Source organism: Roseibium sp. ROS1 (assembly GCF_054658215.1).
In genome coordinates this window covers 1563711-1583516 of record NZ_BAAGIG010000001.1, presented here as the reverse complement: position 1 = coordinate 1583516, position 19806 = coordinate 1563711, and the positions used below count along the sequence as shown (strand labels likewise).

The 19806-nt window shown below is 59.2% G+C and carries 18 protein-coding genes; 10 read left to right on the top strand and 8 right to left on the bottom strand.

The annotated features are described in order from the left end of the window. Positions 1 to 80 precede the first annotated feature (80 nt). Both meaB and ACYQ6M_RS07195 read left to right on the top strand, forming a co-directional pair. Complete coding sequence (gene meaB / locus ACYQ6M_RS07200; RefSeq protein ID WP_145903473.1) at positions 81 to 1079, top strand: methylmalonyl Co-A mutase-associated GTPase MeaB; 999 nt, start codon at positions 81 to 83, stop codon at positions 1077 to 1079. Then, positions 1076 to 1687: a pyroglutamyl-peptidase I gene (locus ACYQ6M_RS07195; protein WP_460072963.1), complete on the top strand. Its 612-nt coding sequence runs from the start codon at positions 1076 to 1078 to the stop codon at positions 1685 to 1687. Before meaB ends, ACYQ6M_RS07195 begins: the two co-directional genes overlap by 4 nt. A gap of 231 nt (positions 1688 to 1918) precedes the next feature. Here the strand turns inward: ACYQ6M_RS07195 and ACYQ6M_RS07190 are convergent, their stop codons facing one another. Then, positions 1919 to 2497: a TetR/AcrR family transcriptional regulator gene (locus ACYQ6M_RS07190; RefSeq protein WP_023000957.1), complete on the bottom strand. Its 579-nt coding sequence runs from the start codon at positions 2495 to 2497 to the stop codon at positions 1919 to 1921. Between the two features lie 203 nt (positions 2498 to 2700). On the opposite strand from ACYQ6M_RS07190, the gene ACYQ6M_RS07185 reads away from it, so the two are divergent. Together ACYQ6M_RS07185 and ACYQ6M_RS07180 are read left to right on the top strand one after the other, a co-directional pair. Further along, on the top strand, positions 2701 to 3174 hold the full coding sequence (locus ACYQ6M_RS07185; RefSeq protein WP_023000956.1) for a YHS domain-containing (seleno)protein: 474 nt from the start codon (positions 2701 to 2703) through the stop codon (positions 3172 to 3174). Between the two features lie 198 nt (positions 3175 to 3372). Continuing rightward, positions 3373 to 4743: a TIGR03808 family TAT-translocated repetitive protein gene (locus ACYQ6M_RS07180; protein ID WP_460072960.1), complete on the top strand. Its 1371-nt coding sequence runs from the start codon at positions 3373 to 3375 to the stop codon at positions 4741 to 4743. Positions 4744 to 5180: 437 nt separating this feature from the next. On the opposite strand, the gene ACYQ6M_RS07175 is transcribed toward ACYQ6M_RS07180, so the two are convergent. Beyond that, positions 5181 to 5981, bottom strand: a complete 801-nt coding sequence (locus tag ACYQ6M_RS07175; RefSeq protein ID WP_075283287.1) for a dimethylarginine dimethylaminohydrolase family protein — start codon at positions 5979 to 5981, stop codon at positions 5181 to 5183. Between the two features lie 45 nt (positions 5982 to 6026). On the opposite strand from ACYQ6M_RS07175, the gene ACYQ6M_RS07170 reads away from it, so the two are divergent. Beyond that, positions 6027 to 6443, top strand: a complete 417-nt coding sequence (locus tag ACYQ6M_RS07170) for a GNAT family N-acetyltransferase (protein ID WP_460072958.1) — start codon at positions 6027 to 6029, stop codon at positions 6441 to 6443. Between the two features lie 115 nt (positions 6444 to 6558). Here ACYQ6M_RS07170 and ACYQ6M_RS07165 read toward each other — a convergent pair whose 3' ends face one another. Next, complete coding sequence (locus tag ACYQ6M_RS07165; protein WP_062488426.1) at positions 6559 to 7587, bottom strand: asparaginase; 1029 nt, start codon at positions 7585 to 7587, stop codon at positions 6559 to 6561. Positions 7588 to 7622: 35 nt separating this feature from the next. Then, complete coding sequence (locus tag ACYQ6M_RS07160) at positions 7623 to 8801, bottom strand: aminotransferase (RefSeq protein ID WP_062488425.1); 1179 nt, start codon at positions 8799 to 8801, stop codon at positions 7623 to 7625. Between the two features lie 179 nt (positions 8802 to 8980). Between ACYQ6M_RS07160 and ACYQ6M_RS07155 the strand changes: the two genes are divergently transcribed. Beyond that, positions 8981 to 10765, top strand: coding sequence for an SPFH domain-containing protein (locus tag ACYQ6M_RS07155; RefSeq protein ID WP_023000950.1), 1785 nt, complete (start codon positions 8981 to 8983; stop codon positions 10763 to 10765). A 23-nt stretch (positions 10766 to 10788) separates the two neighbouring features. Here the strand turns inward: ACYQ6M_RS07155 and ACYQ6M_RS07150 are convergent, their stop codons facing one another. The 3 genes from ACYQ6M_RS07150 to ACYQ6M_RS07140 all read right to left on the bottom strand — a co-directional run bounded on the left by ACYQ6M_RS07150 (position 10789) and on the right by ACYQ6M_RS07140 (position 13178). Then, on the bottom strand, positions 10789 to 11406 hold the full coding sequence (locus ACYQ6M_RS07150) for a hypothetical protein (protein WP_460072955.1): 618 nt from the start codon (positions 11404 to 11406) through the stop codon (positions 10789 to 10791). 122 nt (positions 11407 to 11528) lie between these two features. Beyond that, positions 11529 to 12272 carry a substrate-binding periplasmic protein gene (locus tag ACYQ6M_RS07145; protein ID WP_460072953.1) on the bottom strand — a complete coding sequence of 248 codons (744 nt, stop codon included), beginning with the start codon at positions 12270 to 12272 and terminating at the stop codon, positions 11529 to 11531. Positions 12273 to 12509: 237 nt separating this feature from the next. Then, positions 12510 to 13178 carry a substrate-binding periplasmic protein gene (locus ACYQ6M_RS07140; protein WP_209014769.1) on the bottom strand — a complete coding sequence of 223 codons (669 nt, stop codon included), beginning with the start codon at positions 13176 to 13178 and terminating at the stop codon, positions 12510 to 12512. Here ACYQ6M_RS07140 and ACYQ6M_RS07135 point away from each other — a divergent pair. From ACYQ6M_RS07135 to ACYQ6M_RS07120, 4 genes are all read left to right on the top strand, one after another. Beyond that, positions 13171 to 13575, top strand: coding sequence for a hypothetical protein (locus tag ACYQ6M_RS07135; RefSeq protein WP_460072951.1), 405 nt, complete (start codon positions 13171 to 13173; stop codon positions 13573 to 13575). The genes ACYQ6M_RS07140 and ACYQ6M_RS07135 overlap by 8 nt on opposite strands. A gap of 74 nt (positions 13576 to 13649) precedes the next feature. Further along, positions 13650 to 15188, top strand: coding sequence for a SulP family inorganic anion transporter (locus tag ACYQ6M_RS07130; protein WP_055656639.1), 1539 nt, complete (start codon positions 13650 to 13652; stop codon positions 15186 to 15188). A 172-nt stretch (positions 15189 to 15360) separates the two neighbouring features. Continuing rightward, positions 15361 to 17175: an adenylate/guanylate cyclase domain-containing protein gene (locus ACYQ6M_RS07125; protein WP_460072949.1), complete on the top strand. Its 1815-nt coding sequence runs from the start codon at positions 15361 to 15363 to the stop codon at positions 17173 to 17175. A gap of 116 nt (positions 17176 to 17291) precedes the next feature. Continuing rightward, positions 17292 to 19118 (top strand): adenylate/guanylate cyclase domain-containing protein, encoded by a 1827-nt coding sequence (locus ACYQ6M_RS07120; protein ID WP_460072947.1) that lies wholly within the window; start codon positions 17292 to 17294, stop codon positions 19116 to 19118. Between the two features lie 51 nt (positions 19119 to 19169). Here the strand turns inward: ACYQ6M_RS07120 and ACYQ6M_RS07115 are convergent, their stop codons facing one another. Further along, the gene (locus tag ACYQ6M_RS07115; protein WP_460073202.1) at positions 19170 to 19721 is read right to left on the bottom strand and encodes a cytochrome b; all 552 of its coding nucleotides are present in this window, start codon (positions 19719 to 19721) and stop codon (positions 19170 to 19172) included. Between the last annotated feature and the right edge of the window lie 85 nt (positions 19722 to 19806).

The window sequence follows — 19806 nt, the reverse complement described above, 5'->3', positions numbered from 1 at the left end:
CCGTCAGTACGCGTCGCGAAGGCGTCTTCACCCTTTGGCGGCAGTGACGTTTGCCGAATCCTGCGCTAACACCTTGAGGCATGATGACAACGGCACGAAATCTCGACCCCGCCAAGCTGGCGGACGGTCTGAAAGCCGGACAGCGCGCTGCGCTTGCCCGCGCCATCACGCTTGTGGAATCGCGCAAGCGCGAGCATCGCCGTCTTGCCCAGCATCTGATCCAGGAACTGCTGCCTCTCACAGGCAAGGCCCTCAGGGTCGGCATCACCGGCGTGCCAGGTGTCGGCAAGTCCACGACCATCGACACGCTGGGGTCCAACCTGACAGCCGCAGGGCACAAGGTCGCCGTTCTGGCGGTCGATCCGTCATCCACCCGTACCGGTGGGTCGATCCTGGGTGACAAGACACGAATGGCGCAGCTTGCAGTGGATCAGAACGCCTTCATCCGCCCTTCGCCTTCCGCCGGCACGCTTGGTGGGGTCGCCGCGAAGACGCGCGAAACCATGCTGTTGTGCGAGGCCGCCGGGTACGACGTGATCCTGGTTGAAACCGTCGGCATCGGGCAATCGGAAACCACGGTTGCCGACATGGTCGACTTCTTTCTGGTCCTGATGCTGCCTGGCGCCGGTGACGAACTTCAGGGCATCAAGAAGGGCGTTCTTGAGATTGCCGACATGATCGCCGTCAACAAGGCCGACGGCGACGGCGCTACCCGTGCCCGTACCGCTGCCTCGGACTATCGCGCAGCCCTGCATATTCTTGCTCCCAAGTCGCCCACATGGACCCCGCCTGTCATCACGGTGTCTGGCCTCGCCAACGAAGGGCTGGATCACCTGTGGGAGCAGATTACGGTGTTTCGCGAGCGCATGCAGGCCAGCGGTGAATGGCATCAAAAACGCAGCGGACAACAAGTCGCCTGGATGTGGGACATGCTTCAGCAGCGCATGATGGAAGCCCTGACATCGAACACGCGTACCGCTGACCGTCTCAAATCCCTGGAGGAGGAAGTGCGCGGCGGCAAGACCGCTGTCTCGCTCGCGGTGGACGAATTAGCGACCTTGATGGGGCTTGGCGAATGAACACTTCAGGACGCAAGACCGTTCTGGTGACCGGTTTTTCGCCGTTCCCGGGGGCACCCGTCAATCCGACGGAGCGCCTCATGAGACGGCTCGCCAAACGCATTGGGGCGCATCAGTCAGGTGTCGATTTCGTGTTCCATGTCCTGCCGACAACCTGGGCAGGGCGTGAGGATGTCACAGACCGGCTCCGCACCACCCTTTCGCCGGACGCCATCGTGCACTTCGGCGTCGACGGGACGCGGCGAACGATCAATATTGAAACAAGGGCCGTCAACAAAGCCGTACGCGTGCGTCCGGATGCGTTGGGCAGAGCACCGGCGAGGCCGGAACTGGCAACCTCTCAAGAGCGCGCGCGGAGCTCAACCCTGCCTGCCAGGGCCCTGCGCGATGCTGCGCTTGCCGCCGGTGCGCCTGCACAGCTTTCCACCAACGCCGGAACCTATCTCTGCAATGCCACCTTGTGGGATTCCATCGGCTCGGGCATTGCCAGCATCTTCGTTCACGTTCCGGCTTTGCCGAAAGGTCCGCGCGATACGAGACCGGCCTACCCTGTCATCGAGGAAGCCGCGGTCCGCATTCTGCGGGAACTGGCAAGGCGCCTGCGATAGGGGGAAGCTCGGGACACTCTCCTGAAGAACTTTCCCCTCATCCCATCTCCCTCATCCTGAGGAAGGCTGAAAGCCCGTTTCGAAGGATGGGCCGCTTGCTCCGGAATGTGTCGCCCATCCTTCGAGACAGCACTTCGTGCTCTCTCAGGATGAGGTGGTATTGGGTTATCTGAAATTCAGTATTTCGCGGTTTGAAAGTCCCCGAGCCTCAATAAACCACCTGCTCCTGCCTCAATGCACACGGCCAAGCAGTCTCTCGACCTGGCGGATGCAGTCGGCCGCCATGTCGGCGGACAACCCCGCCCGGCCGAGAACCCGCAAGCCGAAATAGGCTGTCAGTACGCCGCGCGCGGTGCCGCGAGCTTCTGTCCCCTCAAGCCCATCGTCCTGAAGCGCGCGGTAAAAACCGTTTTCCAGACGCCTTGTCATGGCCTGCAGCCTTGCCTCGGCTTCTGCCCCCCCCGCCTTGTCGACCAGGGCATTGCACAGAAAGCAGCCAAGCCTGTCGCCATCTTTCTGGGCGAGGTCGGCAATGCGGCCGAACAGGGCAAGTATCCGGTCCCGTCCCGCCCCTTCCGAAGGGTCACCTAGAAAAGCGACCGTGTTGCTGACAACCTGATCGTTGTACCTGTCGAGTGCCGCCAGATAGACCGACTGCTTGTCCTGGAACGCCTTGTAGAAAGAACCCTTGGTAATGGCCATGGCATCGAGCAGTTCGGACAGCGAGGCTTCGTCATAGCCAACGTCCCAGAACAGCTCCATGGCTTTTTCCAATGCCTCATCGGCGTCGAATTCCCGAGGTCTTGCCATGCGATCTCCCGTCAAGCCACTTCACAAAAAACTCAACCGCATGTCACGCGCTTGTGTTTTGTACCATTCGGTTCCTAACTCTATTTAGGAACCACCGGCAGGGTTGGTCAAGTGCGACCGATTAGGAACCAATCGGTTCCTATTTCAAGATCGCTTGAACACGTCTTTGCCGGACCAATTCAACCCCTTGGGAGTGTCTTCAGATGTTTGCAAACCTCATTCGCGGCTCAGTTGCCGCCCTGGTCGTCGTCACCGGGCTTGTTTCCAGCGCTTTCGGTGCCGGTTTTGACGTCAACGCCACCATCACCGGCCTGGCCCTGCGCGGTGTCGATCCGGTTTCCTATTTCGTCAATGGCGCTCCGCAGGACGGCGACATTGCCATTACCGAAGTTCACAATGGCGCCACCTACCGTTTCGCCTCTGAAGAGAACCGCGATCTCTTCAAGCAGAACCCGGAAAAATATCTTCCGCAATACGGCGGTTTCTGCGCCTTCGGTGCTGCCATGGGTGTGAAGGTCGATGGTGACCCGGACCTGTGGAAGATCGTCGACAACAAGCTTTACCTGAACCTCGCACCGTCGATCCAGGAACGTTGGAACAAGGACGTACCGGGCTTCATTTCCAAGGCTGACGAAAACTGGGTTGGTCTGGAAAGCGTCGACCCGAGCAGCCTCTAATCGCCTCTGACCGGTCTCTTCTGCCCCTGTAGACCGGTTACCTGACCGGCCAGGCCATCTGCCTGGCCGGTCTCTTTTTTCCGCCGGTTACAGTGTGTGGTCTCGCAAATGCCATTCCGGCACGGCTCTTGCGATTTCAGCCATAGACACTTGAGACGCATCCCAATCCGGGACGTCGGAAAGCAATTGGCCGGATCGATGACACGTAATCTTTCAAAACTGAACCGACGCGCGTTTCTTGCCGGGACAGCATTGTGTCTTTCCGGGACAGTCGCCACGGCCCAGATGAAGGTTGCCGACCTGCGCGGTTCTATCGACTCAGAGGATCTTGGTCTTCTTCCCAACGCGGCAGATGACCAGACCGCTCAATTCCAGAATGCCGTCAATCGTGCCGTTGAGCGTGGTCGCGCGCTGTTCCTGCCTGCCGGCACCTATCCGGTCGCCAATCTGCGTCTTCCCTCTGGCACATTGATTGTCGGGGTTCCGGGCAGAACACGGCTCGTCTACCAGGGCGGCGGTGGTCAGTTGATCCGTGCCGAGGATGTTGCCAATGTCGGCCTGACCGGGATTACCTTCGATGGCGCTAATCGATCCATCGGCGATTTCACCGAGGGACTGCTGCATTTCATCAACGTCAAGAACGTCACGCTGGACAATTGCGAGATCACCGGTTCTTCCAAGATGGGACTGTTGCTGGACCGCTGTTCAGGCCGGGTCGAAAATTGCCGGATCTCCGGTGCCGCAGAAGCGGGAGTGCGCTCGAACGAGGCCAACGGCCTTGCCATAACCGGCAACACGGTAACCGACTGCGCCAACGGCGGCATCTGGGTGCACCGCTGGCGCGAAGGCGAGGACGGAACCATCGTTTCCGGCAACCGGGTGGAACGTATCGGCGCCCGCTACGGCGGCACCGGCCAGTTCGGCAACGGCATCAATGTATTCCGCGCTCATGGCGTCATGGTTTCCAACAACCGCGTGGCGGATTGCGCCTTCTCCGCAATCCGCTCCAATGCAGGTTCCAACGTCCAGATCATCGGTAATTCCTGCCTGCGCTCCGGAGAAACGGCGATCTATTCCGAGTTCGGTTTCCAGGGAGCGGTCATTGCCAACAATATCGTTGACGGCGGCACGATCGGCATATCCATCGCCAACTTCATGGATGGCGGCCGTATGGCGGTCTGCTCCGGCAACCTGATCCGCAACATCAAGAAGGAAGGCCCCTACCCGCCGGAAGTGGCCGGCTTCGGCATCGGCATTGCCGTTGAAGCGGATACAACGCTGACCGGCAATGTGGTTGAGGGCGCACCGAAGTTCGGCCTGATGCTCGGCTGGGGTCCCTATATGCGCAACATCGCAGCCTCCCAGAACGTTGTTCGGGACTGCGGCACGGGTATTGCTGTCACCGTGGTTGATGGCGCGGGCGCTGCCGTCATCACCAACAACATCGTTCAAGGTTCGCATCAGGGCGCGATCAACGGTTACCGCTGGCTCGAAAAAGCGACCGGTGAACTGAACAATGTTTCGGAATTCGACAATCTCACCGTTCACGGCAACCAGATAGCGGCCTGACTGACCCAACCGCCTGGCACAAACGCGCTTATTCTCTGAGACATCCTGTCGACCGCTCTCTCCATGCCTCGGGTAAAAACCCTACGAGCAGAAACGGAACGGCATGGATGCCATGGTCAAGCCATGGCATGACGAGAGAGATGGGCACGCCGAGGGACAAGATCCAGCCAGCGCAAGACGCATCTCAAACCATAAGACTGACCACTCCTCAATCCCCGTCATTGCAGGGCTTGACCCTGCAATCCATGCCATGACTGTGCCTGAAACAAAGGCCGTTCAAGCGGAAACCGAACGGCGTGGATGCCATGGCCAACCAGTGGCATGACGATGGAATTCGAAAGCCAGATACATCTCAATGAACTCATCCCGAGAACGCACTTCCGCGCATTCTCAGGATCGAGACGAACAGGTTCAAGACTTGCAAAGCTCTGGAGCAATCAGTCCAGGGCAAACCGCAGTGACAGGCACGACAGGCCACCATCGACCTTGCGGGCTTCGTGGGTCGGCAGGACAACGGTCGTGAAACCGGCCGCCTCGATGGCTGCCAATGTCTTCGGGTAGCCTTCCGGCACCATCACGACATCATTCACACGGATGACGTTGGCGGCGTAGTCTTCCCCTTCCGGAACGACCACAATTTCCCGGTCACCGAAAAAGCCGCTGTCTGCCATGACCTTGGTCGCCAGGATGACGCCATCGCCAAGGGTGGAACAGGCCGTCTTGAAATGCAGCACGCCATCCGGCGTTTCGCAAACTTCGGCCTTGTAGCCCCACTCGCCCAGCAATCCTGCAAAGGCATCAGCACCCTCCCGGTCGGTGCGGGCGGACAGGCCGATCAGGATGACGTCGTCGAGCATCAGGACATCGCCGCCGTCGACATGACCGTTCCCCGGCAGGTCGACAACCTTGCCGAACCGGCTTTCCAGCGCCGCACGGATCTCCGCGCCTTCGCCTTCCCGGCTGGCCGTGCCCGGCCGAAGCTGGATGGCGCCTTCAGGCAGGCAGAAGGCAGGATCCTCGACAAAACAACTGTCCGGGTAGGCTTCAAGCTGCGGCAGAACGTCAACCGTCAAGCCGGCTTCTTGCAAGGCCGAGACATAACGCTCATGTTCTGCCCTGAATTTTTCGCCACTCGGGTTGCCCGTGTCCACCGCACGGATGCCGTCGGCCACGCTGTCGGCGGGCGTGCGCGTGATCGCGTGGGTGAAACGGAAAGACAAATCGGGACGATGTGCCATGAGACAACTCCTGTGACAGAACCAAGCGCTCAACCAGCCATCCGCATGGCCAAATTGCAAGACGTCCCGGCCCTGAAAACATGCATCGACAGGGCCTATGCACCGGTAAAATCAACCTTGCCGGACCTGCCGGACGTCTCCTCCGGCCTCAAGGAAGACATTGAGCAAAACCAGGTCTTCGTCGCCGAAACGGATGGCCGCATTGTCGGTTGCGCAATCCTGGGTCTCCACGGCCAAAGTGCTCATCTCATGAATATAGCCGTCGATCCGGATATCAGGGGCATGGGCATCGGGCGTCTGTTGATGGGAACCATCGAAGTCCTCGCCAGTGAGAGCGGAGCCACCGAGATACATCTGGCAACCCATGTCGCCATGCCTGAGAACGTTGCTCTTTACGCGCACCTGGGCTGGAGTGAAATGGAAAGAAACGGCAACAAGGTACTGATGAAAAAAGATCTTTGAGCCAGATCACAAGCGCTCGTCACACGCCTCTGCCTCAAGAGCCGAAAAAGCGGCATCTGAAACCAGACGGAAACAGGTGAGAGCCAGGAATGAAGCCTGAGAGTGCGCCGGCTTGTTAAGGCAGCGCTGCTTTCAACTCGGTCAGGAACTCTTCGCGCGGCTTGATGTGTCCGGCCTGGATACCGACCCGGGTCAGGATCGGCGGGTTCACCAGGCCGTCAAGCAGAGCTGCCTCATCATCGTTCAGCTCCAGCATCGCTTCCAGAACGGTTGCCATCATCACTTCGGACGCCCGGGTTGCTCCGTCGTCGCATTTCAGCGCGACACCGAAACCAAGCTCGGGAATGGAAGCACAGAAGACACCTTCGGCTCCGGTCTTGACGAACACTCGGCCACGGAAAGCTTCCATCACCCTGGTGCAGAAACGGCCTGTCCCGGCAACCATGTAAGGTTCGTTGATGCAGGCATCAAACAGCCGTTCGGCAGCCTCTGCCCGAAGCGGCTCCAGCCCCTCACCGGTTCCGAAGGCGGCAAAGGCGCGCGCGAAGCTGCGCAAAGGTGAAGCGTAGGTCGGGATTGAACAGCCGTCTGTTCCGCAGACATCCTCGGACAGAGTGTCGCCGGTCATCTGTTCCATCACGTTGCGAACTTCACGTTGCACAGGGTGTTCCGCGTTTACATAGCCGCGTGTCTCGACACCCATAACCTTGGCCAGGCCAAGGAAACCGGCATGTTTGCCTGAGCAGTTGTTGTGCAGGCCGCAGGGCGATTCATCAGCCAGGATAAGTTTGGCTGCGTCTTCCATGCGCTGGGGCCATTGCGGGCCGCACTCGAGATTGTCTTCGGCAAGGCCTGCCTTCATCAGCATGACCCTTGCCGAATTGGCGTGAACTTCCTCGCCGTTATGAGACGCACAGGCAAGTGCCAGTTCGGCATCTGAATAGTCGAGCGCTTCCGCCGCTCCCGATTCAACCAGGGGCAATGCCTGAAGTGCCTTGATGGCGGAGCGCGGAAACACCCGGGCTTCCACGTTGCCGATACCGAAAACCAGCTTTCCGGCGCTATCGACGATCGCAATGCTGCCCCGATGCAGGCTTTCGATCACGGTGCCGCGGGTGACGTCGACCAGAGCCGGATTGTCCATGAAGTTTCTCATTTCCAAGGTTTCACACTATCAGGCTAAGCGGATTCGGCCCGGGCCGCAGTCAAAAATGCGGAAAGACGGGCGAGCGCTTCGTCGATCACGGCATCCTGCTTGCAGAAGCAGAAGCGAATGTAGCCTTCAGGCGCATCCGATCCATAGAAGGCAGACACGGGAACTGCCGCAACACCGGCGGCCGTGACCAGGGTTTCACACGCCTCGACGTCGGTCCGTCCAAGCCCGAGCCCTTCGAACCCGCATGTCAGGAAGTAGGTTGCATTGCAAGGCAGAACGGAAAACCCGAGGGCGGCAAGGCCTGCCGCCATGCGGTCGCGCTTTGCGGCAAGGTCTTGCGACAGGCCATCGTAGTAGCTGTCGTCCTTGCGCAGGCCATAGGCAACAGCTTTTTGCAGATGTGGCGGTGTCGTGAAGGTCACCCACTGGTGCGCCTTGGCAATCGGGTCCATGAGTGCGGCAGGCCCGGTGACATAGCCAACCTTCCACCCGGTGAGCGAGAAGGTCTTGCCCGCGGAGCCGATCCGCACCGTGCGCTCGCGCATGCCGTCCAGCGCCATCAGCGGTGTGTGTCTATGACCGTCAAAAACGAGGTGCTCGTAGACTTCGTCACAGATCGCATAGGCATCATACTGGCGGCAGAGAGAGGCGACCAACGCAAGCTCTTCGTCTGAAAACACCTTGGCGGTCGGGTTCATCGGGTTGTTGATGAGGACTGCCTTGGTCTTGTCGGAGAAGGCTGCCTTGAGAGCTTCAGCATCCAGCGACCAGTTGGGCGGCGTCACCCGGACGCGCACGGGAATGCCGCCGGCCTGCTTCACCAGCGGCAGGTAGCAATCGTAGAGCGGTTCGATCAGCACGACTTCGTCACCCGGGGATACCAGCGCGAAAATGCAATCCGCCAACGCCTCGGTCGCACCGGAAGTCACCATCACTTCGGTTTGCGGATCGACCTCGAGACCGTAGAAACGGCGATTGGCCTCGGCAACGGCCTGGCGAAGGTCCGGTATTCCCAGCATGGGCGGATATTGGTTCGGCCCCTGCAACAACGCATCTGCCGCCGCCTGCCGGATATCCACCGGCCCGTCGACATCTGGAAATCCCTGTCCGAGGTTCACGGCCCCATGCGCCATAGCCAAGCGCGACATGGTCTCGAACACGGTGGTGGCAATGCCGGTGAAGACCGGATTGGTCGGCTTCATGGTTCCTCCCGAGCGTCTTTTCGCCGGTTCTAATCCTACCCGCGTTTGCCGTCGAGCTTTTTCATCTGAACGAGGCTCAGGCGCAGTTCGACCACCACATGTCATATGAGTGTCGTTGACTCAGTCCATCACCCGCAGTCAGATAGGTTCCGCATCGGAACCTTGGCGGAGGAAACGTGATGCTCGGCGTTATTATTGGAATTGTGGCAATCCTTCTGGGAGCCAGCATCATTCTTCGACGAGCCGGAGTTCCCGCCGGCGGTCACAGGCTGGTTCAAATTTTTTCGAGCCGGTTCATGGGCATCATTCTGGTGCTGATCGGCGGCTTCATGCTCCTGTCCTCTTCCTTCATCTTGGTGGACGCCAACAGTGTTGGTCACCTGAAGAGGATCTATGCGTTCGAGGAGTTACCTGAGGGCCGCATCCTTGCCCTGGACGGCGAAAAAGGCCCGCAGGCCCAGATCCTCGGGCCCGGCTTCCATTTCATTCCGCTTGTCCGGGTGCTCTACGATTTCGAGGAATGGGACGTCGTCACCATTCCCGAAGGCTATTATGGCCAGTTGACCGCACTCGACGGCGACGCCATGCCCTCCGGCATGTTCATGGCACCGGCAATTGCAGATGCAGATGTCGGCGACATGCTGAAGGCCGACAGCTTCCTGACAAAGGGCGGTCTGCGCGGACCGCAGGAAACGGTGCTGAAGCCGGGGCAATACCGTCTGAACCGGTATCTCTTCGACATTCGCCTCGATGAGAATACCAACGCGACGATTATCCCCGCCGGGCACGTGGGTGTGGTCAAGTCCAATGTCAGTCAGCCCGGCATCAATTGCATCGAGGAAGAAGTCTCTGCCTCCTCTGTTTCCCGCGAGGCGCTTACCGTTCCCCTGGTACCCAGAGGCTGCGTCGGCATCTGGAAAGACCCGCTCTTCCCCGGGGCCTATTACCTCAACCGGCAGGCCTATGAAGTCACGCTGGTCGATACCCGCGTCCAGACCTGGGAATACAAGGGCGGCTACGTAAAACGCATCATCGATCTCTCGGTCGATCAACAGGGCAATATCCAGCAGAACGAACGCTCCGTGCAGGAACAGATCCCCAGCGACGCTGCCGACCGGGCGGTCTACGTCAAGGTGGAAGGTTGGGACATCCCCCTGGAACTGCGCGCCCTCGTCCAGGTCGACCCTGACAATGCACCCGTGGTCGTCGGCTCCGTCGGTGGACTGGAGGAGATTGAAAACCGCATCCTGACCCCGGCCATCCGCTCGATCGTGAGGAACGTAGCCGGTGCCTCGATCCGCGTGCAGGACAAGAATGCCGACGGGACGCCGGTGCAGCCTGCGACCTACACCGTGCGCCCGACAAAGGTTCTGGATCTCATCGAAAACCGCGATGCCCTGGAACAGACCATCGAGCAGCAGATCAAGATCGAAGGCAACAAGGCCGGCGTCGACATTCGCGAGATCCGTCTGGGCGAACCGGCCATCCCGCCGGAACTGCTGGTCTCCCGCCTGCGCGTGCAATTGGCCGATCAGCTTTCCACCGCCTACGAACGCGAAACGGATGCGCAGCAAAAACGCATCGAAACGGAACAGGCACGTTCCACGGCGGACGAACAGCCCCGTCTCGTGGAAGCCCAGATAGCTGTGCAGGTGGCTAATCAGCGCGAACAGGAACGCGCGGCCCTCGGCCGCGCCGAGCGCCAGTATCTGGAGGAACTTGCCCGAGGCCAGAGAGCGCAGGTCGACGTTCTCGGCCAGGACCGCGTAGCCCTGCTGCAGGCGCTGGAGAAACTGCTGACCTCGCTGGAACGCAAACCGGAGCTGGTTGGCCTCGTCGGCAAGCTTGTTCCCAATACAGTTGTCGGTGGAGACAGCGGCTTTGCCGGTGCGGCCGCCCTTCTCGGAGCAAGCCTGGGCCAGGCCCAGCAACCGGCAGCTAACCGGACATCCGGCGGGCAGTAGTCCGGATCAGCGGATTGGCCCGCCTAGCTCGGGCCATCCCCGGTATCCTTGTCCTCGTCACTCAGGACGGCGCGCAAGGCCTCCTCCACCCGAGGCACCAGATCCCGGTGCCGCTCGTGAAGGTAATGGTAGAAGGCATATTCCTTGCGGCTGGACGGGAGAGAATAAGCATCCTCAAGACCGAACCTCTCTATCATCTCCTTCGCCCTCAACTCGCGGACGAAAACCAGATCGAGCCGCTTCTGTTTCAGCATGAGAAACAGCTGCTCCGGTTCTTCAGCCGACCAGACTTCTGCAAACCCGCTGGCCGCCATTTCGCCAAAGACAGCCCCACGCACATGCCCTGCCCGCAGGGATTTAAGATCTTCCAGGGATTTGTCCTTCAGGTCTGCGCGGTTGGTGTAGCCATAGGCCACAACAGAAAGCAGCGGCACATCCACCCTGACGAGGGTCGGATAACGGTCCCCCACAGAGCCGATTCGGATCACTTCGCCATCGGTTTTGCCGGAGGTGGATTCCACCAGTGCCCGGCTTGGCGTGTTTTCGACAATCTCCAGTTCGATCCCAAGGCTCGAATAGGCTTTCTGCAGATAACCGACCGCCACCGGGGTCAAACCGGGAGCCTCAAACCCGGACAGCACAATTCTCTCGCCAGCGGAAGCGGCAGTAGCCAGAAGGAACCCAGCCAGCAGACATATGAGCCTCTTCGTGCACATAGTGTTCCTCGCAGCGTCTCGTCGGCCGTGCAGCCTGCGTAAAACCTTCAGCTCAAGCCGGTCTTGTGCAGAACGTGTCCATCTTTCTCCGGCGTCGTCTCACCGACACCGTCGGTTTCCTCACCCACTGGCACAGCCAGCATTCTTTTCAGAACTGCTTCGATCCTGGGCACCAGATCCGCATGTTTTTCATGCAGATAATGATAGAATGCGACCTCCTGCAAAGACGGTCGCAACGGGAAGACACCCACCAATTTCCGGTCGCGGATAATGCGCCGCCCCGTGCCCTCCCCGGCAATGACAAGGTCGATCCGGTCTCGCTGGAGCATCTCGAACAATTGTTCGGGCGTATCTGCGGTCCATACCTCGGCAAACCCATCTGCCAGTTCAGCGGCGAACCGTGCGCCCGCCACATGGCCAACCCGCAAATGCTGGAGCTGCTTGAAGGACTTGCCGCGAAGCTGAGGCTTGTTCGCATAGGCGAAGGTCCGAGCCAGAATAATCGGAACATCGACACGCAACAGGCTGCTGTGATCGGCTTCGATGGTCCTGATCCGCACCAGTTCACCGTCGGTCTTGCCGGAAGCAGAATCCAGCAGTGCCCTGCGAGGGCTGGTGATAACCGTCTGGATGCGGATGCCTAACTCCCCATAGGCCTGACTTAGAATACTCTCGGCAACGGGGGTCAGGTTTGGGGCTTCAAAACCGGACAGTTTGAGAACGTCCTGTGCCCGGGCGCTGGACATCAAAAGAAGAACGCTCAGCATGGCGCAAAACATGAGCCGATGCATTCCGCCCTCCTTAAGCTGCCTGCACGACAATTTCGTTCACAACAAGCCGTTTGACTGCGGCCACGTCCTCCGCAGTCCCGTATCTAGAGCAATAACCCTACGGGACAATTTGCAGACTTTCCAAGCTGATTGCAATGCGGTTGTACAATCTATTATGAATAACCAATAACGTGCGCTTGCATGTCTCTCCTTCTGCCAGTCAGGAAAAGACTTCAAGGATCAGAGGATTTGGCAACGCTAGGAGTGCGTGCCGTAATAGTCCTCTGCAATCTTGTCGATGAAGCCTTCGTCGACAAGCTCCTTGATGACACGATTCAGTTCATCAAGCTTTGCCGCCCAACCCGATTTCTTGGAAACACCGAGATACAGGTCGACCGAGTTTCCCGGATTATACGGCGCCTTTTCAATCTTGTCGGCGAACCCCTGGCGTTTGATCAGGTAGTCCACCTGGCAATCCGTACCGATCATGATACCGAAACGCCTCTTCATCAGCATGTCGATCAGGATCTGCTCCTGCGCGACGCCGACCTTGTCCAATGACCGGTCCTTGTCGAACCTTTCGAAGTAGGCCGAATGCAACACGTAGCCGACCTGGTATGGCGCCAGGTCTTCGTAGCTCCGGATCTTATCGGCCTGTCCCTTGATGGTGTAGAAGGCGGTCGTGCATCTGAAATAAGGCGTATCGGTATAGGCGATATATTCTGCCCGGTCCGGACGGAAAGCCAGCCCGGTCATGACATCGACGCCGCCCCCTTGCATTTCGGTGAGCGCCCGCCCCCAAGGCAGTTTGGCAATCCGGAGTTCGGCTTCTGTGCGCCTGGCAACTTCGTCCATCAGGTCCAGATCCAGCCCGATGAAGGTATCTCCCTCCGAAATCCGGAATGGCGGCCAGTCATCGGTGGCCATGATCATCTCGTCCGCGCGTGCGGCGCCTGCTGACACCGCAAGCAAAAAGGAAAAAGCAACGCAACAGATACGAGAAATTGACACAACAACAACCCCAAATAATCAGAGAATTAAAGTTGTTACCCAATTTCATCAAATATTATCGCTCGTATTATTGCAATATCGTAAATTGTATCCAGCAAGAACCAATTCTTCTTCCTTAACGGAAAACTCCTGTCATACACGCGCTTTACTGGCTCAACAGGCAACCACCACCCCCTTATCAAGGAAGAACCCCGGTCAACGCATGGCTGCTCCTGCCTGGCCTGCCTTGCTGCGTTGCAAAAAATCGATTAGAAGATGGCAACTTGATCCAGGTCAAAAGTGGAAATCCGGGCAGGGATTGGCGCTGACCTAAAAAACCACACCAAATATCCGGAGCAGCCCGTGTCAGCACGCGCGGAGGCCGTTGCGCCTGAACAACCGTTGAAAATGGATGCGTCCCGCATCAAAACCGAACTTCTGGCCGGGCTTACAGTTGCCCTGGCGCTCGTTCCCGAAGCCGTGGCCTTTGCCTTTGTTGCTGGCGTAAATCCGCTGGTAGGTCTCTATGCGGCGTTCTTTGTCGGACTGATTACGGCCTGTATCGGTGGTCGTCCCGGCATGATTTCCGGCGCGACCGGCGCACTGGCCGTGGTGATGGTCTCCCTCGTCAGCCAGCACGGGGTGGAATACCTTTTCGCCACCGTCGTGCTGATGGGCCTCATCCAGATCGTGGTGGGCTTGCTGAAGTGGGGCAAGTTCATCCGCATGGTGCCCCATCCGGTCATGCTTGGTTTCGTCAACGGCCTTGCGATCGTGATCTTCCTTGCACAGCTTGGCCAGTTCAAGGTTCCAGATGGCGCTGGCGGACTGACATGGATGGAAGGCTCCCAGCTGTATCTGATGCTCGGCCTGATCGCCCTCACCATGGCTGTTATCTGGTTCCTGCCCAAGATCACATCGTCTTTCCCCGCGCCGCTTGCAGGCATTCTGGTTGTCTCCGCGCTCGTGCTCGGCTTCAACCTCGACACCCGCTCGGTTGGCGATCTCGCCTCGATCGCCGGCGGCCTGCCGGATTTCCACATTCCCATGGTGCCGCTGACGCTCGACACATTGCAGATCATCCTGCCTTATGCCGTGATCCTGGCAGCCATCGGCCTCATTGAATCCCTGCTGACGTTGAACCTCGTGGCCGACCTGACGGGCACCAAGGGCGGCGCGTCCAAGGAATGCCTTGCACAGGGCACGGCGAACGTCGTGACCGGCTTTTTCGGTGGCATGGGTGGCTGCGCCATGATCGGCCAGTCCATGATCAACGTGAAATCCGGTGCACGGACCCGGATTTCCGGCATTGCCGCAGCTCTTTTCCTGCTGTCCTTCATCGTCATCGCCTCGCCCTTGATCGAACGGATCCCGGTCGCAGCCCTGGTCGGCGTAATGTTCATGGTGGTCATCGGCACCTTCGCGTGGACCAGCCTGAAGATCATGCACAAGATCCCGCCGATCGACGCGCTTGTGATGGTCATTGTCACCTGCGTCACCGTTTATTCGGATCTCGCGGTCGCTGTTGTCGTCGGTGTGATCATCTCCGCGCTTGCTTACGCCTGGAATGCAGCCAGCCGGATCCGTGCCCGTATCGGCACCAGCAAGGAAGGCTGGAAGGTCTATCGTCTGACCGGCCCGCTGTTCTTCGGCTCCACCACCGGCTTTGCCGACCTCTTCGATCCGTTGAACGATCCCGAGGACGTTGTCGTCGACTTCATCGACAGCCGCGTGGTCGATCATTCCGGCCTGGAAGCAATTGACGCCCTCGCCTCGAAATACCTTGCTGCTGGCAAGCGCCTGCACCTGCGCCACCTGTCGCCGGACTGCAAGAAGCTGCTGGCCAAGGCTGGCGATCTTGTCGAAGTCTCGGTCCTTGAAGATCCGGATTACGAGATTGCCGTGGACTACGGTCACACGTTCGACCGGGCAGAAAAGACTTCCTGACGCACGCTTTTCCAAGCGCGAAAAACCAAGACCCGCACGGTTTCGCCGTGCGGGTCTTTTTGTATCTGAAACAGGTTTCAAGCTTCCGGTACAGTTCCCCGATTGCTACGCGCGGCGTAATTTGAAAGAGATATCGGCTTACGACGACACAACTCACAATCGGGACGTCACGGTGCCAGCACGCAGGAAACTCTTCATCACACCGACCCTTGCCTCCGTCATCGGCAGTTTCGTGCTGGTGACCGCGGCTGCGATCCTCTTCATCCAGGCCGTCACTTCTTCGGAAGTCGTCAGGAGAATGGGCGGTGAGTTGGTCGATATCGGCATGGAAGCAGCCGAAACGGCGTTTGTCGAACAGCTTCATGCCATCACGGAAACTGCCGAATTCACCCGGCTGACCTATGAGCGCAAGGAACTGCCGGTCGACGACCCCGATCTCATCCTGTCTTACCTTTACGGTGCACTCGCCCCGATGGAGCAAGTCTCCTTTCTGGTTCTGGTAGACGAAAATGGCGAAGGCGTTGATGTCGACAGAGGCGATGCGGACGGCAAGCTGCTGGGCGGCAACGTCAATCTGGCGACGGATATTCCGATCCTGGTTCCCCTGGCGGAGCGCGCGAAAAAGCAGTCTGGTGCTTTCTGGAGCGAGCCGTTCTACATGCCGAACCGCGAGCACACCTATTACGTCTTTGTACGCCCGCTGCATGAGGGTAAGACCTACCGTGGCAGCCTGATGATCGGCATGTCGCTCGACAGAATGTCCGAGATCACCTGGCACGTTTCGACAGACGACATAACCGTCTTTCTCATGAAGGAGGGATCAGACGAAATCGTCGCCCATCCCGACCTTCACAAATCCTTCGATGACCTGACAGCAGAAATGCCTCTTCTGAATGTCGATCGTTTGCCCGATGCCTTTCTGGCCGGCTTCAAGGACATGCCGAGGGTCAAGAATGAGTCCTTCGACATTTCCGAGAAACTGGCTGTCTATTCCGGCACTGCCCCTGACGGCGCCGAACGGTTCGTGATCCTTGAACAGAAGAACGAAAACCTCTTGGGTCTTCCGGTCAGGATCGGTGTTCACTTTCCGGCCGAGTACCTTTCCCAGCCGCTGAAACAATTGCTGATGGCGCTACTTGTTGGTGGCGGATTGCTCGTGCTGTCGCTGCTTGGCGCAGTTTTGCTGGCGAGACGGATTGCAAGACCGGTGCAACGTGCTTCGGTCGCGGCAAGAGAAGTGGCGGGCCTGAACCTTTCGACCGTAGCCCCGCTGCCTTCCAGCATCATCCGGGAACTGGACGACCTATCCAAGGGCTTCAATGCCATGTTAGGCGGCTTGAAAGCCTTCAATCGCTACGTTCCGGGCACACTTGTCAGGAAACTTCTGAGCGAAGGCCGGGCGGATGCCCCGCCGGAAGAAAGGGAGGTTGCAGTGCTGTTCACCGACATCGCCGGCTTCACCTCCGCCTCCGAAGGCATGACGGCAACCGAAACCGCTGCCTTCGTCAATCATCACCTGTCCCTGCTCGGCGCCGAGATCACAAAGGAAGGCGGCACCATCGACAAATACATCGGCGACAGTGTCATGGCATTCTGGGGCGCACCGGAACGGCTGGAAAATCCTGCAGAACCTGCCGCCCGGGCGGCAATCGGCATGGTCCGGGCCATCCGGGAGGACAACGTTGCACGCGTTGCCCGCGGTGAAGCGCCTGTGCGTATTCGCATCGGCCTTCACATGGGACCGCTTGTCGTCGGTGACATCGGCGCACCGGAGCGGGTCAACTACACGGTCATCGGCGACACGGTAAACGCCGCTTCGCGGCTGGAGAGCCTCGGCAAGGAGATCGACGGCGATGCCGATGTTGTGATTCTCGTCTCCAGCGAGATCGCCAAGCGTCTCGACAGCAGCATCGAGCAGGAGGCCATCGGACTGCACAAGGTCAAGGGTAAATCGGCAGCGGTCGAGGTCGTTCGGCTGCGTGGCTAGCACCGAGCCGATCATCCGTTGCAATCCTCACGGTTTCATCCGGTCTCCCGCGCTTTGCCTCGCCACGTTATCAGGGTATGGGTATTGCGTCGAAATTCAGTACGCAGGCCAAGCACTTGCCCTTTAACAGGCGCCTTCACATCACGCCGACGCTCACGACGGTCATCGGTGGTTTTGTCTTCATCACCGCTGCGCTTGTCCTGATCGTCCAGGCGGCCACGTCCGAAAAGGTCGTGCGCAACCTGGGCGGCTCGCTGATCAACTCGGGCATGCACTCCCTGGAGCAGGCCTTTTCCGCCCAGATAGAAGCCGTCGAGGAAGCAAGCTCCTTTACCGCGGCAGCGCTTTCCACCGGCAGCATCCTGTTGCGCCGTCCTCAGGAAGTCGCCGACTACATGTTCGGTGCGCTATCGGCCATGGAGCATGTCTCCTTTGTCATCGTCGCCGACAGGAACGGCAATTTCATCCAGGTCGACCGGGGCCGAGCAGACGGAATTCTTGTACCTCAATTCGTGCCGAAGACGGACGAAACGCATGCCCTTGCGGGTCTGATCTCGTCTTCAAGGGACAAGACAGCCCCCTTCTGGTCTGGCCCGGCCTTTTATCCTCAGCGCCAGCACACCTATATCGCTCACGTTCAACCGATCCTGTCCGACGGCCCTGACGGCAGTGATTACGAAGGCCTCGTCCTGATGGCCATGTCCATGGAGCGCTTGTCGGAAGTCACAAGCGACATCTCCACCGGCCTGGTTCAGGTGTTCATGATCAACCCGCAGACCTACGGTCTGATTGCTCATCCTGCGTTGCCGGAGGTCTTCAACCTTCTGTCGCCGACAAGTCCGCTGATTGAACTCGAGAACGTCCCGGACACTTTTTTGCAAACCCTCAAATCGACCGAAACAGTCGATGGATCAGGCTATGGCATACGCCAGGGACACGAAATGCGTGCCGGCTATGATGCCCTTGGCAACAAGCGGTTTGTCGTCCTCCAAAGCCCGGACCTCGGCCCGACAGGGTTGCCGATTTCCATCGGCGCCCATTTTCCGGCGGAGGTTCTCGAGCAGCCGCTTGAGCAATTGAGCGATGCGATACTGATCGGCATCGCCCTTCTCGGACTGTCGCTGATCGGCGCCGGCTTTCTTGCCCACCGCATCGGCCAGCCGATCCGTCGGGCAGCGCTTGGGGCAAGGGCCGTCGCGGATCTTGAACTGGACTCTGCCGAGCACCTGCCAGGCAGCTTCGTGCGCGAACTGGACGACCTGGCCAACGGTTTCAATTCCATGGTCAGCGGCCTGACCGCTTTCAGCCGGTACGTACCCAAAACACTGGTCAGGAAACTCCTGCGTGAAGGCCGGGCGTATGCGCCGCCGGAAGAACGAGAAGTCGCGGTGATGTTCACCGACATTGCCGGCTTCACCTCCGCCTCCGAAGGCATGACGGCAACCGAAACCGCTGCCTTCGTCAATCATCACCTGTCCCTGCTCGGCGCCGAAATCACAAAGGAAGGCGGCACCATCGACAAATACATCGGCGACAGTGTCATGGCATTCTGGGGCGCTCCGGAACGGCTGGAAAATCCGGCAGAACCTGCCGCCCGTGCGGCAATCGGCATGGCCCGTGCCATCCGGGCGGACAACACGGCACGCGTTGCCCGCGGTGAAGCGCCTGTGCGTATTCGCATCGGCCTTCACATGGGCCCGCTCGTGGTCGGCGATATCGGCGCACCGGAGCGGGTCAACTACACGGTCATCGGCGACACGGTGAACGCCGCTTCCCGGCTGGAGAGCCTCGGCAAGGAGATCGACGGCAGCTCCGATGTAGTGATCCTCGTCTCCAGCGAGATCGCCAAACGACTTGGCAACACCGTTGAGTACCGGTCCATCGGCCAGCATCAGGTAAAAGGCAGAGTTGAGCCCCTGGAGGTGGTGCGGCTGATCGATTGACACTCGCCACTGGAGGAAGCGGCCAGCGCTACCCAGCACTGGCTGTTCGGTTCAGAGGATCCGGTAGAGTGTCCGGTCACGCCTCAGAACGTGGTGGAACAGTACCGCGGCAATGTGAAGGGCAAACAGTGCCAGCAAAGCCCATGCGCTCCAGGAATGAATGGCCGACAGTGTCCCCGCAATGTCTGGCGACTTGCCGATCGGGCTCCAGACCGGAACCAGGCCGAACCAGCTCAGCGGAAATCCGTGGGCGTTTGTTGCCAGAAACCCGCTGACCGGCATGACGATCAGGAACAGATAGAGAAGCCCGTGAACGACGCTGGCCGCCAGTCGTTCCAGAGCCGGACCCTCTTCCGCCGGCTTTCGAGCAACAAGCTTGTTGCCGACACGAACCAGCATCAGCCAGAGCACCAGAAAGCCGATACTTTCGTGCAGCAGGTAGAAATCCAGGGACACATCGCTTTTCACGAACTTGATCACGTAACCCAGTGGCCATGTAGCCAGAACCAAAGCGGCAATCATCCAGTGCAGGATCCTGGTGGTTCCGGCATGACGGCTTTCCGGTCCAAGGGGATGCGCATCGGTTCGCGAAGTCGTTTCCATGGAATTCAGCACTGTCATTGTCCTTTTTATGCCTCAACAGCCCGGGTTCGTTTTGCGCCCGGTTCTTTCACGGTCGGCTGCCCGT